The following is a 17,381-nucleotide window of genomic DNA, read 5'->3' as shown; positions in this document are numbered from 1 at the left end:
GCGGCAGGCCGCCAGTGCGCGGGGCTCTGGCGGCCTGAGGCTCGCAGCATGGCTGCTTAGTAGCGGTAGGCGTCCGGCTTGAACGGGCCTTCCTGGGTGACGCCGATGTACTCGGCCTGCTGCTTGGTCAGCTGGGTGACCACGCCGCCGAAGCCCTTGACCATTTCCAGGGCCACTTCTTCGTCGAGTTTCTTCGGCAGCACTTCCACGCACAGGCGCGCGGTTTTCTGCGCGGCCGGCAGGTCGGCGAACTTCTGGCCGAACAGGAAGATCTGCGCCAGCACCTGGTTGGCGAAGGAGCCGTCCATGATCCGGCTCGGGTGGCCGGTGGCGTTGCCCAGGTTGACCAGGCGGCCTTCGGCCAGCAGGATCAGGTAGTCGTCGTTGCGCTCGTCGAAGCTGCCGGCGCCGGTGCGGTGGATCTTGTGCACCTGCGGCTTGACCTCTTCCCAGGCCCAGGTCTTGCGCATGAAGGCGGTGTCGATCTCGTTGTCGAAGTGGCCGATGTTGCACACCACGGCGCGCTTCTTCAGGGCCTTGAGCATGTTGGCGTCGCAGACGTTGACGTTACCGGTGGTGGTGACGATCAGGTCGATCTTGCCCAGCAGGTCGCGGTCGACGCTGGCTTCGCTGCCATCGTTGAGGCCGTTCTTGTACGGCGAAACCACTTCGAAGCCGTCCATGCAGGCCTGCATGGCGCAGATCGGATCGATCTCGGACACCTTGACGATCATGCCTTCCTGGCGCAGCGACTGCGCGGAGCCCTTGCCCACGTCGCCGTAGCCGATGACCAGGGCCTGCTTGCCCGACAGCAGGTGGTCGACGCCGCGCTTGATGGCGTCGTTGAGGCTGTGACGGCAGCCGTACTTGTTGTCGTTCTTGCTCTTGGTCACCGAGTCGTTGACGTTGATCGCCGGGACTTTCAGGGTGCCGGCCTTGAGCATGTCGAGCAGACGGTGCACGCCGGTGGTGGTTTCCTCGGTGATGCCATGGATCTTGTCCAGCATGGCCGGGTAGCGCTCGTGGATGATCTGGGTCAGGTCGCCACCGTCGTCGAGGATCATGTTGGCGTCCCACGGCTGGCCGTCCTTGAGGATGGTCTGCTCGATGCACCACTCGTACTCTTCCTCGGTCTCGCCCTTCCAGGCGAACACCGGGATGCCGGCGGCGGCGATGGCGGCAGCGGCCTGGTCCTGGGTGGAGAAGATGTTGCAGGACGACCAGCGCACTTCGGCGCCCAGGGCGATCAGGGTCTCGATCAGCACGGCGGTCTGGATGGTCATGTGGATGCAGCCGATGATCTTCGCGCCTTTCAGCGGCTGTTCGCCGGCGTACTTGCTGCGCAGGCCCATCAGGGCCGGCATTTCGGATTCGGCGATGATCAGTTCGCGACGGCCCCAGGCGGCCAGGGAAATGTCGGCGACTTTAAAATCGGTAAAAGCGGCGCTCATGCAAAAGCTCTCCATTCGTTGTCTGCGAATGGGCGCCGTTGATGCGTATGGTTAACGCCCCATCCGAGCCTGACAGGCGGAAGCCTGATTTGAATCCGCCACGCTGCATTGCTGGAATGCTGGGTTTCGGGATTCAAAACAGACTTACCGCATGCTGCAGCGCCCCTCGGACGGGTGGCGGGAGCGACCGGAGCTGTGCCGGCCGCGTGAAGCGGGGGGATTATAGCCAGGCGCGCGGGCAAGCCCAAGGTTTTCCGTCGCCGCTCCGGGCGTGCAGGCGACCTGCGGCAATCGCCCCACTTGGCCGCAGGCCGGTGTGTGGCGATACTGGCGGCCCTTTTTCAGTCCGTCCGCGCTGCCCATGAAAGCCAAAAGCCTGTTGTTGCTGTGTCTCTGTGCCCTGCTGAGCGCCTGTGGCGGCGTCGACCCCAATTCCCCCCAGGGCCAGCGCCAGACCCTGTTCAAGCAGATGCTGAAAACCAGCGAAGACCTTGGCGGCATGCTGCGCGGGCGCCTGCCGTTCAACGAGCAGCGCTTTGCCCAGGGCGCGCAGCAGCTCGATGAGCTGTCGCGCAAGCCCTGGCAGCATTTCCCGCAGATTGCCGAAAGCGAGCGCAGCAGCGCCAAGCCCGAGGTCTGGCAGGAGCAGGCGCGCTTCCAGCAACTGGCCCGCGACCTGGAGGCAGCCACCGCGACCCTGCGCACGGCCAGCACCGAGAAGCCGCTGGCGGCAGCGGCCATGGCGCCGCTGGTGCAGCGCGTGGAAGACAGCTGCGAGGCCTGCCACAAGGCGTTTCGCGCGTACTGACATCTGCGGTGCGCACCCTACGCGTTCGCCCGCTAGAAACCTGCCACCCCGGCCGCTTGCAGGCGCTGGCGCAGGGCCTGCACGTCCGGATGCTGGAAGAACGCCACCAGCTGCTCGGCCCGCCCGCGGCCGATGCCGGCGAAGCCATCCCAGGCCTGCGCATCGCGCGCGGCCAGCGCGTCCCAGTCATTGCCCAGGGGTGCCGCGCCGCTCGCTGGCAGGCCTAGGGCCCTGAGCCACTGGGCGAAGGGGCGCCGGCGGGCGCCGGCGAAACTCTGCTGCAGCGTGCGCGCGCTGGTGGCGGCGAAACCCGGGGTGCGCGCCAGTTCGGCCTCTTCGAGAGCGAGCCAGGCGAGCAGGTCGGGCAGCTTTCCCGCCTGTTGCAGCTTGGCCCAGGTGCCCGGCCCGACTCCCGCCAGCTGCAGCCCCTGCTTGCCGCCGAGCCAGGCCAGGCGCGCGCTGAACTGGCTCGCGCAGCCTGGGCTCGGTTGCCAGCAGCTCAAGGCGTGGTAGGCGGCGGGGTCGGGGCTGGCCAGCGCCGGGCGTTCCGCGCCGCGCCAGACCACGCCGTCCAGGCGCGGGATGGTCAGGCCGGCCAGGCTGATCGCGACCTGGTCGCCGGGGCGGATATCCAGAGCCTGCCAGCGTTGCAGCGAACCCAGGCTGACCCGCCGGATGCGGCGCTGCTCCAGGCGCACCGGCTGCAATTGTACGACCGGGGTGATGCGCCCGCTGCGGCCGATCTGGAAGTGCACGGCGCGCACCTCGGCCAGGGCCTGGCTGAGCGGGTACTTCCAGGCCGCCGCCCACTGCGGCGGCTCGGCGGCCCAGCTGCTGGCGGGCGGGCGTGAGCCCTGGCGCAGCACCACGCCGTCGCTGGCGAACGGCAGCGGGTGGCGGTACCAGTGCTGGCGCCAGTGGCGGGCCTGGGCCAGGTCGGCGATGGCCAGGGTCAGCTCGGCGCTGTCGGCGAAACCGAGGGCGCGCAGGCCCTGCAGGCGCTCGGTCATGCCGCTCGGGCCATTGGCCCAGTCCCAGACGAACAGGCCGATCTGCGCGGCCGTGGCGGCATCCAGCTGGCTGCGACTCATCGCCCCGGCCACCTGGCTGCGCGCCGTGCCGCTGCCCGCCTGGGCCTGCACATGGCCGGGCAGGCGCCAGTACAGCTCGCCCTGCAGGATCAGTTCATCGCTGCGCGGCAGCTGCTGCGGGATGGCGGCGATTAGCCGGGCCTGGGCCGTCCAGTCCTGGCCGCGCTGCCCGTCGCCGCGGCTGATCGCCCGCAGCAGGCGGCCGTCGCGGTAATGCAGGGTCACCGCCACGCCATCCACCTTGGGCTGGATCCACAGCTCGCTGCGGCTGTGCAGCCACTGCTGCACGGCCTGTTCGTCGCGCAGCTTGTGCAGGCCGGTGTGGGCGATGGGATGGGGTTGTGGGCCGGGCGGGCCGAGGTCGGCGCGCGGGTCTGGCACCCGCGGCGGGAAGCACTGTTGCCAGTCCTGCAGGCGTTCGCGGGCCTGGTCATACAGCTCGTCGCTGACCGGCGAGCGGCCCTGCCGGTGGTAGGCCAGGTCCCAGTCCTTGAGCTGGTGCTGCAGGCTCGCCAGCTCGGCGTCGGCCCGGCTGGCGGACCAGTCGGGGCAGGGGGCGGCAAGAATGGGGCAGGTGAGGCAATAGAGGGATAACGCGATCCAGCGCTGCATGCTGAGCATCCTTGCTCGGGGCTTGAGTGAGCAAGCCTAGATCAAGGCGCTGCAACAGGCCGGGCCGTGCCCGCCAGGCTGGATGCTGGGCGGGCACGGTTACGGCGCGGGGTCAGCCGGCCGGCTGCTGCTGGGTGATGCAGTGGATATTGCCGCCGCCGAGGAGGATCTCGCGGCCCGGCACCATCACCACCCGGTGCTCGGGGAATAGGCGCTGCAGGATGGCGCGCGCTTCCTCGTCCTTGGGGTCGTCGAAGCTCGGCGCGATGATGCCGCCGTTGACGATCAGGAAGTTGACGTAGGAGCCGGCCAGACGCACCTCCGGGCTGCGTTCCTGGCTGCCGGCGACCAGGTCGACCCCGGCGCACTCTTCTGCCGTGGCATGCAGCGGGCCGGGAATCGGCATCTTGTGCACGACGAACGCGCGGCCCTTGGCGTCCCGGGCGTTTTCCAGCACGCGCATGGCGGCCTGACAGCGCGGGTAATTGGGGTCATTGACGTCATCGGTCCAGGCCAGCAGCACTTCGCCGGGGCGCACGTAGCAGCAGAAATTGTCGACGTGGCCGTCGGTCTCGTCGTTGTACAGGCCGTCCGGCAGCCAGATCACCGTGTCGATGGCCAGGTGTTCCGCCAGCACCGCCTCGATCTGTTCGCGGCTCAGGTGCGGGTTGCGGTTGCGGTTGAGCAGGCATTCCTCGGTGGTGATCAGGGTGCCTTCGCCGTCGACGTGGATCGAGCCGCCTTCCAGCACGAAGCCTTCGGTGCGGTAGCGCTCGCAGCGCTCGATCTCGAGGATCTTGCTGGCCACCTGGTCGTCGCGCTGCCAGGGCGCGTAGAGGCCGCCGTCGAAGCCGCCCCAGGCGTTGAAGCCCCAGTCCACGCCGCGCACGCCGCCCTGGTCGTTGATCACGAAGGTCGGCCCGGTGTCGCGCACCCAGGCGTCGTCGGTGCTGATTTCCACCAGGCGGATATTGCCGTGGTCGAGGCGTGCGCGGGCGTTCTCGTACTGGCCGGCGGAGACGCAGACGGTCAGCGGCTCGAATTCGGCGATGGCCTTGGCCACCGCGGTGAAGGCCGCCTGCGCCGGCTTGCCGCCGAGGCGCCAGTTGTCCGGGCGCTCGGGCCAGACCATCCAGGCCTGGCTCTGGGTTTCCCACTCGGCCGGCATGCGGAAGCCGTCGGCGCGGGGTGTGCTGGAGAGAGTGGTCATCGGATCTACCTATGTATGGGCTGTTGCAGGAGCCAGTCGGCTGGCTCCTGCAGGGAATGTTAGGACTCTAGGCTGCCGTCGAGGGTCTTCAGCGGGCCGTACAGGTTCGGCCGGCGGTCGCGGAAGCTGCCCCAGGCGCTGCGGATGTGTTCCAGCTGGTCCAGGTCGAAGCGGTGCACCAGGATGCCTTCCTCGGTCTCGCCCAGTTCCTCGACCTTCTTGCCGAACTGGTCGGCGATGAAGGAGGAACCGTAGAAGTTGATGTGGTAACCGTCCTGGTCTTCGCGACCGATACGGTTGGACGCTACCAGCGGCATCAGGTTGGCGCCAGCGTGACCTTGCTGCACGCGCTGCCAGTGGTCGCGCGAGCTGATGGTCGGGTCATGCGGCTCGCTGCCGATGGCGGTCGGGTAGAACAGGATCTCCGCGCCGAGCAGGGCCATGCTGCGCGCGCATTCCGGGAACCACTGGTCCCAGCAGATGCCCACGCCGATCTTGGCGTAGCGGGTGTTCCATACCTTGAAGCCGGTGTCGCCCGGGTTGAAGTAGTACTTCTCATGGTAGCCGGGGCCATCCGGGATGTGGCTTTTCCGATAAATGCCGAGGTTGCTGCCGTCGGCATCGATGATCGCGATGCTGTTGAAGCGGGCGCGCCCGGCTCGCTCGTAGAAGCTGATCGGCAGCACCACCTGCAGCTCTTTGGCGACTTTCTGGAAGTGCAGGATGGCCGGGTTTTCTTCCGTCGGGGTGGCCAGCTGCAGGTAATCCGGGTTGGGCTTCTGGCAGAAGTACGGGGCCTCGAACAGCTCCTGGATCAGGATGATCTGCGCGCCTTCGGCGGCAGCCTGGCGCACCAGTTTCTCGGCATTGGCGATATTCGCGGCGCTGTCCCAGGAACAGGCCATCTGGGTGGCGGCGACGGTAACGATACGCGACATGAAACACCTCGTAGCAGCGTTTGAGGGGCATCTGCAGCCAGCAGGGCCCCGTGACTGTGCCGTGGCGTTGCATCGCCACCGGGCAGCGGATGCTCATTTTATATCCGATAAAAATCGGCTTAGGAAGCTGTTTTTAGCCTGTTCTTGTAAAAAATGTCGATTTATATCGAATTAAATCCGGATTTTTGGCCGAGCAGAGCCGGGCCCAGTGCGCTGCTCCGGGCTCGATGGCGGATGGCGGATTGTGGGCGGTGGGCGGTGGCGCCTCAGCCGAGCGGCTGGCGGCGCTTGGGCAGGGCGGGCGGCAGGTAGAGGCCGAGGTAGGCATCGAACACGCGCATGCCTTCCTCGGCCAGGCGCGGGGTGATCGCGCCGTGCAGCTGCACCGAGCGGGCATAGACGCGGTCGCCCAGCTCCATGGCCAGGGCGAACACGTCGATATCCTCCGGCAGCTGCGGCAGGGGGAAATGCCGCTCGAACAGGGCCTGCATCAGGCGGCCCAGTTCCAGGTCGTGCTGGCGGTCGGCCTGCAGCACTTCGGCCAGGCCGTGCTGGGCGAGGATCAGCTGGCGCGCCGCGTTGTCGCCGGCATAGATGGCCAGCATGCGCTCCTCGACGATGCGCGACAGGTCGCGCCAGTCGCGCAGCTCGGCATGCACCACCGGTTGCAGCAGGCAGGCGCGGAAGGCGCCATGGATGTCGGCGGTCAGCGCTTCGAGCAGGGCCGGCACGCTGGCGAAGAAGTGGTAGACCGAGGACGGTGGAATGCCGGCGCGTTCGGCCACGCTGTAGATCGACAGGCTGGTGAAACCCTGTTCGCTGAGCAGGGCGCGCGCGGCGTCGAGGATCAGGGCGATGCGTGCCTGGCTGCTGGCGCGGGGTTTGCGGGGGCTGGCGGTGCGGGTCATGCCGGACTCCTGTCCATCGGAGGCGCTATTGGACGCCAGAGCGGCAGGGGAGGCAAGCCGTCGCTGGTGCGACCGGGGCGGCGGCGCCCCGGTCGGGCGCCCGGCTACAGCGGCGCCGGCGCGGCGGTGCCGTCGCGGAAACGGCTCCACACCTCGTCGCGACTGGCCTTGAGCTTGTCCGGCAGCGGCATCAGGGCGAACAGGCGGCGCTTGGTGTCGCGGTCCGGATACAGCCCCGGCTGGTCGCGCAGGGCCGGGTCGAGGAACTCGCGGGCGTCGGCGTTGGCGCTCGGGTAGAGGGTTTCCTCGGTGATCTTCGCCGCCACCCGGGGTTGCATCAGGTAGTCGATGAACCGGTGCGCCAGGTCGGCGCGGCGGGCGCTGGTGGGGATCACCAGGTTGTCGATGAACAGTGAGGAGCCTTCCTGCGGCACCACGAACTGCACCGCCTGGCCGGCCTCGCTGGCCGCCAGGGCGTCGCCGACCCAGGCCAGGGCGACGCACAGCTTGCCCTGGTTGAGGTCCGCGATGTAGCGCTCGCTGTCGACGTAGCGCAGGTTCGGGCGCAGGCCGTCGAGCACCGCGCCGGCCTTGCGGATGCGTCCCGGCGAGCTGTTGTTGAGGCTGCGTCCCTGGTAGTTGAGCAGGCTGTAGAGCAGCTCGTCGGGGGCATCCAGCACGCTGATGCCGCAGCCCGCCAGGCGCTGGCTCTGCGCGGGGTCGAACAGCAGGCTCCAGCTGTGCGGCAGCGGGCCACCGAAGGCGGCCTCGGCCAGCGGCGTGTTGATCGCCAGGCCGACGGCGCCCCACAGGTAGGGCACGGCGTGGCGGTTGTTGGGGTCGACGGCGGCCAGTTTGTTGAGCAGCTGCTTGTCCAGGTGCTGGCGATTGGGCAGGCGGCTGAAGTCCAGCGGCTGCAGCTTGCCGGCACGGATCAGCGCCGGCAGCTCGTCGTGGGAGGGTACGGCGACATCGATGGCGGTATCGCTGGCCAGGGCCTGGTCGAGTTCGTCATCGGTGCTGAAGGTGCGGTACTCGACTTCGATGCCGGTGTCCTTGGTGAAGTCGGCCAGCACCTGCGGGGCGATGTAGTCGTTCCAGTTGTAGACCCGGATGCTCTCGGCGGCGGCCGCCAGTCCCGGGGTCAACGCCAGCAGTAACGGAGCAAGAACGCGAAACATGACAACCTCCTTGGTGTGATGTAGGCAATGCAACGGCAAAGCTTCGCCAACCCGTGCAGCGGGGCTGACGGAGGGGCGGGAAAGGCGGGCAGCGGATAAGGCGACGCCGGCTCGGGAGCCGGCGTCGGGGTGGTGCTTATACGGTGTGCAGGTACCAGTTGTACTCGAGGTCGGAGATGGTGGTCTCGAACTCCTCGAGCTCGGCTTCCTTGCACGCGACGAAGATGTCGATGTAGTCCGGGCTGATGTACTGGTTCAGCACTTCGCTATCGTCCAGCTCGCGCAGGGCGTCGCGCAGGTTGTTCGGCAGGCTCTGTTCCAGCTGTTCATAGGAATTGCCTTCGATCGGCTCGCCCGGTTCCAGCTTGTTGGTCAGGCCGTGGTGAATGCCGGCGAGGATCGCGGCCATCATCAGGTACGGGTTGGCGTCGGCACCAGCCACGCGGTGTTCGATGCGTACCGAGTCCGGGCTGCCGTTGGGCACGCGGACGGCCACGGTGCGGTTGTCGATGCCCCAGCTCGGCGCGTTGGGCACGTAGAACTGGGCGCCGAAGCGGCGGTAGGAGTTGACGTTGGGGCAGAGGAACGCCATCGACGCGGGCATGGTCTCCAGGACACCGCCGATCGCATGACGCAGAGCGGCGTTCTCCAGGGGGTCATCGGCGGTGAAGATGTTCTTGCCGGTGGCCTTGTCGAGCAGCGAGATGTGCACGTGCAGGCCGTTGCCCGCCTGGCCCGGGTAGGGCTTGGCCATGAAGGTGGTGTCCATCTCATGGTCGTAGGCGATGTTCTTGATCAGGCGCTTGAGCAGCAGGGCGTAGTCGCAGGCCTTGATCGCGTCGTCGACGTGATGCAGGTTGACCTCGAACTGGGCCGGGGCGCTTTCCTTGACGATGGCGTCGGCCGGGATGCCCTGTTCCTTGGCCGCTTCGAGCATGTCCTGCAGGCAGTCGACGTATTCGTCGAGGTCGTCGATCAGGTACACCTGGGTGGAGATCGGGCGCTTGCCGGACAGCGGCGAGCGTGGCGGCTGCGGGCGGCCGTTCACGTTCTCCTGATCGATCAGGTAGAACTCCAGCTCGAAGGCGGCGCAGATGGTCAGGTTCATCTCGTCGAACTTGGCCACCACCTGGCGCAGCACTTCGCGCGGGTCGGCGAAGAAGGGTTGGCCGTCCAGTTCGTGCATGGTCATCAGCAGCTGTGCGGTGGGGCGCTTCTGCCAGGGTTCGTTGCACAGGGTATTGGGGATCGGGAAACAGATGCGGTCGGCATCGCCGATGTCCAGGCCGAGGCCGGTGCTCTCTACCGTGGAACCGTTGATGTCGAGGGCAAACAGGGATGCGGGCAGATTGATGCCCTTTTCGTACACTTTATGCAGGCTGTTACGGTCGATGCGCTTGCCGCGCACCACGCCGTTCATGTCTGCAATAAGAAGGTCGACGAACAGGACCTCAGGATGTTCCTTAAGGAACGCGTTCGCTTCGTTGAGCTGAACGGCACGCAGGGGTACCGACATGATGCAACACCTTTATTGTTAAAAATTTCAATCATGCAATTGCACAAGTGTGAGTCAATCTTAAACACCTTGTGCTGTCAATAGCCGCCAATTTTGCCCTGAAATGGGGCTTGATGGCCAGTTTTGGGGCGTTTCAGGGCATCGCAGGCCCCTTCTACGCCTTGTCTGGCGCAGCGCTCAGTGGGCTGTGTTCAATTTTTTACAGGGCTATTGTGTAAAAAATCGAACAAGGCTAATCTCGGCCTCAACCTAATAACAGCAATAAAACAGGTGTTCCATGTCGCGCCTGCCGTTGATCGGCGTAACCGCCTGCACCAAGCAGGTAGGCCTGCATCTCAACCACATCGTCGGGGACAAATATGTCCGTGCCGTGGCGGTCGGTGCCGGTGGCCTGCCGCTGGTGATCCCGTCGCTGGGCGAACTGATCGATCAGTCGACCCTTCTAGCCAGTCTAGATGGTCTGCTGTTTACCGGCTCGCCGTCGAATATCGAACCCCATCATTATAGTGGCCCGGCCAGTGCGCCCGGTACGCCGCACGACCCCGAGCGTGACCAGACCACCTTGCCGCTGATGCGTCAGGCGGTGGCGGCCGGCATCCCGGTGCTCGGCATCTGTCGCGGCTTCCAGGAAATGAACGTGGCCTTCGGCGGCACCCTGCATCAGAAGGTGCACGAGGTTGTCGGGATGATGGATCACCGCGAGCCGGCCGAGCAGCCGGTCGAGGTGCAATACGCTCCCCGCCACCCGCTGCGGGTGCAGCCGGGTGGTCTCCTCGCCGGCCTCGGCTTGCCGGACGAGATCCAAGTCAATTCCATTCATGGCCAGGGCGTTCAGCGTCTGGCGCCGGGCCTTCGCGTAGAAGCACTGGCGCCTGACGGGTTGATCGAAGCCTTCTCCGTCGAAGGTGCGCCAAGCTTCGCGCTCGGGGTGCAATTCCACCCGGAGTGGCAGGTGCGATCCAACCCGAATTATCTCGCCATCTTCCAGGCCTTTGGTGAGGCTTGCAGGAAGAGGGCGGGGCAACGCTGAGTAGGTGAGGCAACCGGCGGGCGAAACTGGGAGGTTTCGCCAGGCTGTACCGGTCCGCAGAAGCCGCTCTACAACCCTGAGGTCTTTATGACTAGCAAGCTCGACCAGCTCACCAGCTGGCTGAAAGAACGCAAAATCACCGAAGTTGAATGCCTGATCAGCGATCTCACCGGCATTGCCCGGGGCAAGATTTCGCCGACCAACAAGTTCCTCGACGAGAAGGGCATGCGCCTCCCCGAGAGTGTGCTGCTGCAGACCGTGACCGGCGACTACGTCGAGGACGACATCTATTACGAGCTGCTCGACGAGGCCGACATCGACATGTTCTGTCGGCCCGACGAGAACGCCGTGTTCCTGGTGCCCTGGGCCATCGAGCCGACCGCGATGGTGATCCACGACACCTTCGACAAGCAGGGCAACCCGATCGAGCTGTCGCCGCGCAACATCCTCAAGAACGTCCTCAAACTCTACGCGGCCAAGGGCTGGAAGCCGATCGTCGCGCCGGAGATGGAGTTCTACCTGACCAAGCGCAACAGTGACCCGGACTTCCCGCTGGAGGCGCCGATGGGTCGCTCCGGTCGCCCGGAAGTCGGTCGTCAGTCGTTCTCCATCGACGCGGCCAACGAATTCGACCCGCTGTTCGAGGACGTCTACGACTGGTGCGAGGCGCAGGATCTGGACCTCGACACGCTGATCCACGAAGACGGCCCGGCGCAGATGGAAATCAACTTCCGCCACGGCGACGCCCTGCACCTGGCCGACCAGATCACCGTGTTCAAGCGCACCATGCGCGAGGCTGCGCTCAAGCATGACGTGGCGGCGACCTTCATGGCCAAGCCGATCACCGACCAGCCGGGCAGCGCCATGCACATTCACCAGAGCGTGGTGGACGTGGAGACCGGCAACAACCTGTTTTCCAACGAAGACGGCAGCATGAGCGAGCTGTTCATGCACCACATCGGCGGCCTGCAGAAGTACATCCCCGAGCTGCTGCCGCTGTTCGCGCCGAACGTCAACTCGTTCCGCCGTTTCCTGCCGGACACCTCGGCGCCGGTGAACGTCGAGTGGGGCGAGGAGAACCGCACCGTGGGCCTACGCGTACCGGAAGCCGGGCCGCAGAACCGCCGCGTGGAAAACCGTCTGGCCGGTGCCGACGCCAACCCCTACCTGGTGCTGGCCGCCTCCTTGCTGTGTGGCTACATCGGCATGCTCGAAGGCATCCAGCCCAGCGCGCCGGTCAAGGGGCGCGGTTACGAGCGGCGCAACCTGGCCCTGCCGGTGACCATCGAAAGCGCCCTGGAGCGCATGGAAGCCTGCAAGGACGCCGAGAAATACCTGGGCGAGAAGTTTGTCCGCGGCTATGTCGCGGTCAAGCGGGCCGAACATGAAAACTTTAAGCGGGTGATCAGTTCCTGGGAACGCGAGTTCCTGCTGCTCTCCGTCTGATGGGGCGGGTGCCGGCGGGTAATCCGTCCGGCACCCCGCCGATTGCGTTATCTGAGGTGAATAATGACTAACCAAGCGAACAACCCGAAAACCCGCGAGTGGCAGGCCATGAGCCGTGAGCACCACCTCGCGCCGTTCAGCGATTACCAGCAGCTGCACGAGAAGGGTCCGCGCATCATTACCAAGGCCGACGGCGTCTACCTGTGGGACAGCGAAGGCAACAAGGTGCTCGACGGCATGGCCGGCCTGTGGTGCGTGGCGGTCGGCTACGGCCGCGAGGAACTGGTCGAGGCGGCCGCGGCGCAGATGCGCGAGCTGCCGTTCTACAACACCTTCTTCATGACCGCTCACCCGCCGGTGCTGGAGCTGGCTAAGGCCATCGCCGAGATCGCGCCGGAAGGCATGAACCACGTGTTCTTCACCGGCTCCGGTTCGGAAGGCAACGACACCATGCTGCGCATGGTTCGCCACTACTGGGCGTGCAAGGGCCAGCCGAACAAGAAGGTGATCATCAGCCGCGTCAACGGCTACCACGGCTCCACCGTGGCCGGCGCCAGCCTGGGCGGCATGAAGTACATGCATGAGCAGGGCGACCTGCCGATTCCGGGCATCGTGCACATCCCGCAGCCGTACTGGTTCGGCGAGGGTGGCGAGATGAGCCCGGACGAGTTCGGCATCTGGGCCGCCGATCAGCTGGAAAAGAAAATTCTCGAAGTCGGCGAGGAGAATGTCGCCGCCTTCATCGCCGAGCCGATCCAGGGCGCCGGTGGCGTGATCATCCCGCCGCAGACCTACTGGCCGCGCATCCGCGAGATTCTCGCCAAGTACGACATCCTGTTCGTCGCCGACGAAGTGATCTGCGGTTTCGGTCGTACCGGCGAGTGGTTCGGCAGCGATTTCTACGGTAACCAGCCGGACCTGATGACCATCGCCAAGGGCCTGACCTCCGGCTACGTGCCGATGGGCGGCCTGATCGTCAGCGACAAGGTGTTCGACGTGATCAATGCCGGTGGCGACTTCAACCACGGCTTCACCTATTCCGGGCACCCGGTGGCGGCCGCCGTCGGCCTGGCCAACATCCGCCTGCTGCGTGAAGAAAAGATCATCGAGCGGGTCAAGGCGGAAACGGCACCATATTTGCAGCAGCGTCTTCGTGAGCTGGCGGATCATCCGCTGGTGGGCGAAGTCCGCGGTGTGGGCATGCTCGGCGCCATCGAACTGGCGAAGGACAAAGAGACCCGCGAGCGTTTCCCGAGCGAGCTGGGCGTGGGCATGATCTGCCGCGGCCACTGTTTCGACAACGGACTGATCATGCGCGCCGTGGGCGACACCATGATCATCGCGCCGCCACTGGTTATCAGCAAAAGCGAGATCGACGAGCTGATTGAAAAAGCACGCAAGTGCCTCGATCTCACCGCCCGTGCAGTATTGGTCTAAAGCTTGAGAGACACGCCAGACCTTGCCAGACTGCATGGTGCGTTGGCCAGGCTCACCGGAGGGTGCGTCGCTCAGGCGACGCAGCCCCGGATACTTCAAACGACAATGGAGCTAACCCGCATGATCAAGACCTTCGGTAAAACTCTGCTGGCCATGACCCTGGCCGGCGCGGTAGCCGGCGTGGCTCAGGCCGACGACAAGGTGCTGCACGTATACAACTGGTCGGACTACATCGCCCCGGATACCGTCGAGAAGTTCACCAAGGAGACCGGCATCAAGGTCGTCTACGACGTGTTCGACAGCAACGAGACGCTGGAAGCCAAGCTGCTGGCCGGCAAGTCGGGTTACGACATCGTGGTGCCGTCCAACAACTTCCTGGCCAAGCAGATCAAGGCCGGCGTCTACCAGCCGCTGGACAAGTCCAAGCTGCCGAACTGGAAGAACCTCGACACCAACCTGATGAAAACTCTGGAAGTCAGCGACCCGGGCAACCAGTATGCGTTCCCCTACATGTGGGGCTCGATCGGCATCGGCTACAACGCCGAGAAGGTCAAGGCCGTGCTGGGCGCCGACGCGCCGGTCAACTCCTGGGACCTGCTGTTCAAGCCGGAAAACATCGAGAAGCTGAAAGGCTGCGGCGTGTCCTTCCTCGACTCGCCGACCGAGATCCTGCCGATCGCCCTGCACTACCTGGGCCACAGCCCGGTCAGCCAGGACCCGAAGGAACTCAAGGAAGCCGAGGCGCTGTTCCTCAAGATCCGTCCGCACGTGACCTACTTCCACAGCTCCAAATACATCTCCGACCTGGCCAACGGCAACCTGTGCGTGGCAGTCGGCTACTCGGGTGACATCTACCAGGCCAAGTCCCGTGCCGAAGAGGCCAAGGCCGGCGTAGCCGTTTCCTACAACATTCCGAAAGAAGGCGCCGGTACCTTCTTCGACATGATCGCCATGCCGAAGGATGCCGCCAATCCGGAAGCCGCCTATGCCTTCATGAACTTCCTGATGAAGCCGGAGGTGATGGCCGAGATCACCAACTTCGTGCAGTTCCCCAACGGCAACGCGGCGGCAACCCCGCTGGTTGACGAGGCGATCCGCAACGACCCGGGCATCTACCCGAGCGCGGAAACCATGGCCAAGCTCTACGCCTTCCCGGATCTGCCGGCCAAGGTGCAGCGCAGCATGACCCGCAGCTGGACCACCATCAAGTCCGGCAAGTAACCACAGCGACACCCTCCGGCGGGTGTTCCCGCCGGGGACCCGCCAGGAGGTTCATGTGCCATTTCCGTCTACCGTTACACACGAGCCCCCACACAGCTCCGTGCGCGGACGGCTGGGCGATTGGCCTGAATTTGCGGAATCGGCAGGACGAGTTATCAAGCCCCTGGTCGTGTGTAACGGCCTGAATAGCAACAATAAAGAGGACTGACGTGTGCGAATTTCCTTCCGCAACACCCTGATCACAGCGGCGATCGGCCTGGGGCTGGCGCATGCCGCTCAGGCGGCACCGACCGTGCATATCTACAACTGGAGCGACTACATCGGCGAGAGCACCCTGGCTGATTTCGAAAAGGCCCAGGGCATCAAGCCGGTCTACGACGTGTTCGACTCCAACGAGACCCTGGAAGGCAAACTGCTGGCGGGCCGTTCCGGCTACGACGTGGTGGTGCCGTCCAACCATTTCCTCGGCAAGCAGATCAAGGCCGGTGCCTTCCAGAAGCTGGACCGCGCCCTGCTGCCCAACTGGCAGAACCTTGACCCGGCGCTGCTCAAGCAGCTCGACGTGAACGACCCGGGCAACCAGTACGCCGTGCCTTACCTGTGGGGCACCAACGGCATCGGCTACAACGTCGAGAAGATCAAGGCCGTGCTCGGTGTCGACAGCATCGACTCCTGGGCCACCGTCTTCGACCCGGCCAACATGCAGAAGCTCAGCGCCTGTGGCGTGGCCTTCCTCGATTCCGGCGACGAAATGATCCCGGCGGCGCTCAACTACCTGGGCCTGCCGCCCAACAGCACCAACCCGGACGACTACAAGAAGGCCGAACAGACGCTGATGGCCGTGCGTCCCTACGTGACCTACTTCCACAGCTCCAAGTACATCGGCGACTTGGCCAATGGCGACATCTGCCTGGCCGTCGGCTTCTCCGGCGACATCCTGCAGGCCGCCGACCGCGCCGACGAGGCCGGCAAGGGCGTGCAGATCGCCTACAGCATCCCCAAGGAAGGCGCCAACCTGTGGTTCGACATGCTGGCCATTCCGGCCGACGCGAAGAACGTCAAGGAAGCCCACGCCTTCATCAACTACCTGCTCGACCCGGCGGTGATCGCCCAGGTCAGCGACTATGTTGGCTATGCCAACCCGAACCCCAAGGCCGGGGCTCTGATGGACCAGGACGTGCGCAACGATGAGTCCGTTTACCCGCCCCAGGCGGTACTGGACAACTTGTTCATCTCGGCAGAATTGCCACCGAAAGTACAACGCCTGATGACCCGCAGCTGGACCAAGGTCAAGTCGGGTAAGTGAGTCTTTGCCCGGTCCTGGTGACCGGGCCCTAAATGTTCCGGGAGTTTTGCAAAATGGCCGTTGCCTCCAGCGCCTACAAGAAAGCCCTAGAGGGCAACCAGCAACCCAAAGAGGTGCTGGTGAAAATTGACCGCGTGACGAAGAAGTTCGACGAAACCATCGCCGTCGAAGACGTCTCGCTGACCATCAACAAGGGCGAGATCTTCGCCCTGCTCGGCGGCTCCGGCTCCGGCAAGTCGACCCTGCTGCGCATGCTCGCCGGCTTCGAGCGCCCCACCTCCGGGCGCATCCTGCTGGACGGCGTGGACATCACCGACATGCCGCCCTACGAGCGGCCGATCAACATGATGTTCCAGTCCTATGCCCTGTTCCCGCACATGACCGTGGCGCAGAACATCGCCTTCGGCCTGCAGCAGGACAAGCTGCCCAAGGCCGAGATCGACGAGCGCGTGGCCGAGATGCTCAAGCTGGTGCACATGACCCAGTACGCCCGGCGCAAGCCGCACCAGCTGTCCGGTGGCCAGCGCCAGCGCGTGGCCCTGGCCCGTTCCCTGGCCAAGCGTCCCAAGCTGCTGCTGCTCGACGAGCCGATGGGTGCGCTGGACAAGAAGCTGCGTTCGCAGATGCAGCTGGAGCTGGTGGAAATCATCGAGCGCGTCGGCGTGACCTGTGTGATGGTGACCCACGACCAGGAAGAGGCCATGACCATGGCCCAGCGCATCGCCATCATGCACCTCGGCTGGATTGCCCAGATCGGCAGCCCGGTGGACATCTACGAGACCCCGGCCAGCCGCCTGGTCTGCGAGTTCATCGGCAACGTCAACCTGTTCGACGGGGTGATCACCACCGACGAAGCGGACCACGCGATCATCAGCTGCCCGCACCTGGACAGGCCGATCTACATCGGCCACGGCGTCAGCACCCGGGCCGAGACCAAGTCGGTCAGCTACGCCCTGCGTCCGGAAAAACTGCTGATGGCCACCCAGTTGCCTGCCGACCACGAGCACCCCAACTACAACTGGTGCGGCGGCACCGTGCATGACATCGCCTACCTCGGCGGCCACTCGGTGTACCACGTCAAGCTGTCCTCCGGGCAGATCGTGCAGTGCTTCATCGCCAACGCCGAGCGCCGCGGCAAGCGCCCGACCTGGGACGATGCGGTGGTGGTGTATTGGGAAGACGACAGCGGCGTGGTACTGCAAGCATGAAAATCTCTCGACTCAAGC

General features: G+C 65.2%; 14 protein-coding genes and 1 riboswitch. Of the genes, 7 read left to right on the top strand and 7 right to left on the bottom strand.

Features of this window, described 5'->3' with window-relative positions:
- Positions 1 to 56 precede the first annotated feature (56 nt).
- Positions 57 to 1,466, bottom strand: a complete 1,410-nt coding sequence (gene ahcY / locus F3I62_RS01055; RefSeq protein ID WP_160487843.1) for an adenosylhomocysteinase — start codon at positions 1,464 to 1,466, stop codon at positions 57 to 59.
- Positions 1,467 to 1,474: 8 nt separating this feature from the next.
- Positions 1,475 to 1,625, bottom strand: a riboswitch (S-adenosyl-L-homocysteine riboswitch).
- A gap of 187 nt (positions 1,626 to 1,812) precedes the next feature.
- Between ahcY and F3I62_RS01050 the strand changes: the two genes are divergently transcribed.
- The gene (locus tag F3I62_RS01050) at positions 1,813 to 2,259 is read left to right on the top strand and encodes a cytochrome c (RefSeq protein WP_160487842.1); all 447 of its coding nucleotides are present in this window, start codon (positions 1,813 to 1,815) and stop codon (positions 2,257 to 2,259) included.
- 32 nt (positions 2,260 to 2,291) lie between these two features.
- On the opposite strand, the gene ligB is transcribed toward F3I62_RS01050, so the two are convergent.
- The 6 genes from ligB to F3I62_RS01020 all read right to left on the bottom strand — a co-directional run bounded on the left by ligB (position 2,292) and on the right by F3I62_RS01020 (position 9,715).
- Positions 2,292 to 3,962, bottom strand: coding sequence for an NAD-dependent DNA ligase LigB (gene ligB / locus F3I62_RS01045; protein WP_160487841.1), 1,671 nt, complete (start codon positions 3,960 to 3,962; stop codon positions 2,292 to 2,294).
- A 112-nt stretch (positions 3,963 to 4,074) separates the two neighbouring features.
- Positions 4,075 to 5,172: an agmatine deiminase gene (gene aguA / locus F3I62_RS01040; RefSeq protein ID WP_160487840.1), complete on the bottom strand. Its 1,098-nt coding sequence runs from the start codon at positions 5,170 to 5,172 to the stop codon at positions 4,075 to 4,077.
- 59 nt (positions 5,173 to 5,231) lie between these two features.
- Positions 5,232 to 6,110, bottom strand: coding sequence for an N-carbamoylputrescine amidase (gene aguB / locus F3I62_RS01035; protein ID WP_160487839.1), 879 nt, complete (start codon positions 6,108 to 6,110; stop codon positions 5,232 to 5,234).
- 266 nt (positions 6,111 to 6,376) lie between these two features.
- On the bottom strand, positions 6,377 to 7,018 hold the full coding sequence (locus tag F3I62_RS01030) for a TetR/AcrR family transcriptional regulator (protein ID WP_160487838.1): 642 nt from the start codon (positions 7,016 to 7,018) through the stop codon (positions 6,377 to 6,379).
- 104 nt (positions 7,019 to 7,122) lie between these two features.
- On the bottom strand, positions 7,123 to 8,199 hold the full coding sequence (locus F3I62_RS01025; protein WP_160487837.1) for a polyamine ABC transporter substrate-binding protein: 1,077 nt from the start codon (positions 8,197 to 8,199) through the stop codon (positions 7,123 to 7,125).
- Between the two features lie 136 nt (positions 8,200 to 8,335).
- Positions 8,336 to 9,715 carry a glutamine synthetase family protein gene (locus F3I62_RS01020; RefSeq protein WP_160487836.1) on the bottom strand — a complete coding sequence of 460 codons (1,380 nt, stop codon included), beginning with the start codon at positions 9,713 to 9,715 and terminating at the stop codon, positions 8,336 to 8,338.
- A 277-nt stretch (positions 9,716 to 9,992) separates the two neighbouring features.
- Between F3I62_RS01020 and F3I62_RS01015 the strand changes: the two genes are divergently transcribed.
- The 6 genes from F3I62_RS01015 to potA all read left to right on the top strand — a co-directional run bounded on the left by F3I62_RS01015 (position 9,993) and on the right by potA (position 17,363).
- Complete coding sequence (locus tag F3I62_RS01015) at positions 9,993 to 10,745, top strand: gamma-glutamyl-gamma-aminobutyrate hydrolase family protein (protein WP_160487835.1); 753 nt, start codon at positions 9,993 to 9,995, stop codon at positions 10,743 to 10,745.
- 87 nt (positions 10,746 to 10,832) lie between these two features.
- Complete coding sequence (locus tag F3I62_RS01010) at positions 10,833 to 12,191, top strand: glutamine synthetase family protein (RefSeq protein ID WP_160487834.1); 1,359 nt, start codon at positions 10,833 to 10,835, stop codon at positions 12,189 to 12,191.
- 63 nt (positions 12,192 to 12,254) lie between these two features.
- Positions 12,255 to 13,628, top strand: a complete 1,374-nt coding sequence (locus tag F3I62_RS01005) for an aspartate aminotransferase family protein (RefSeq protein WP_160487833.1) — start codon at positions 12,255 to 12,257, stop codon at positions 13,626 to 13,628.
- Positions 13,629 to 13,748: 120 nt separating this feature from the next.
- On the top strand, positions 13,749 to 14,849 hold the full coding sequence (locus tag F3I62_RS01000) for a polyamine ABC transporter substrate-binding protein (protein WP_160487832.1): 1,101 nt from the start codon (positions 13,749 to 13,751) through the stop codon (positions 14,847 to 14,849).
- A gap of 211 nt (positions 14,850 to 15,060) precedes the next feature.
- The gene (locus F3I62_RS00995) at positions 15,061 to 16,155 is read left to right on the top strand and encodes a polyamine ABC transporter substrate-binding protein (RefSeq protein WP_160487831.1); all 1,095 of its coding nucleotides are present in this window, start codon (positions 15,061 to 15,063) and stop codon (positions 16,153 to 16,155) included.
- 53 nt (positions 16,156 to 16,208) lie between these two features.
- The gene (potA, locus tag F3I62_RS00990; protein ID WP_160487830.1) at positions 16,209 to 17,363 is read left to right on the top strand and encodes a polyamine ABC transporter ATP-binding protein; all 1,155 of its coding nucleotides are present in this window, start codon (positions 16,209 to 16,211) and stop codon (positions 17,361 to 17,363) included.
- Positions 17,364 to 17,381: the final 18 nt, after the last annotated feature.

Source organism: Pseudomonas sp. R-28-1W-6 (assembly GCF_009799925.1).
Lineage (GTDB): Bacteria > Pseudomonadota > Gammaproteobacteria > Pseudomonadales > Pseudomonadaceae > Aquipseudomonas.
Note: the sequence above shows the minus strand (reverse complement) of the source record. Positions and strands in the feature narration are given on the sequence as shown.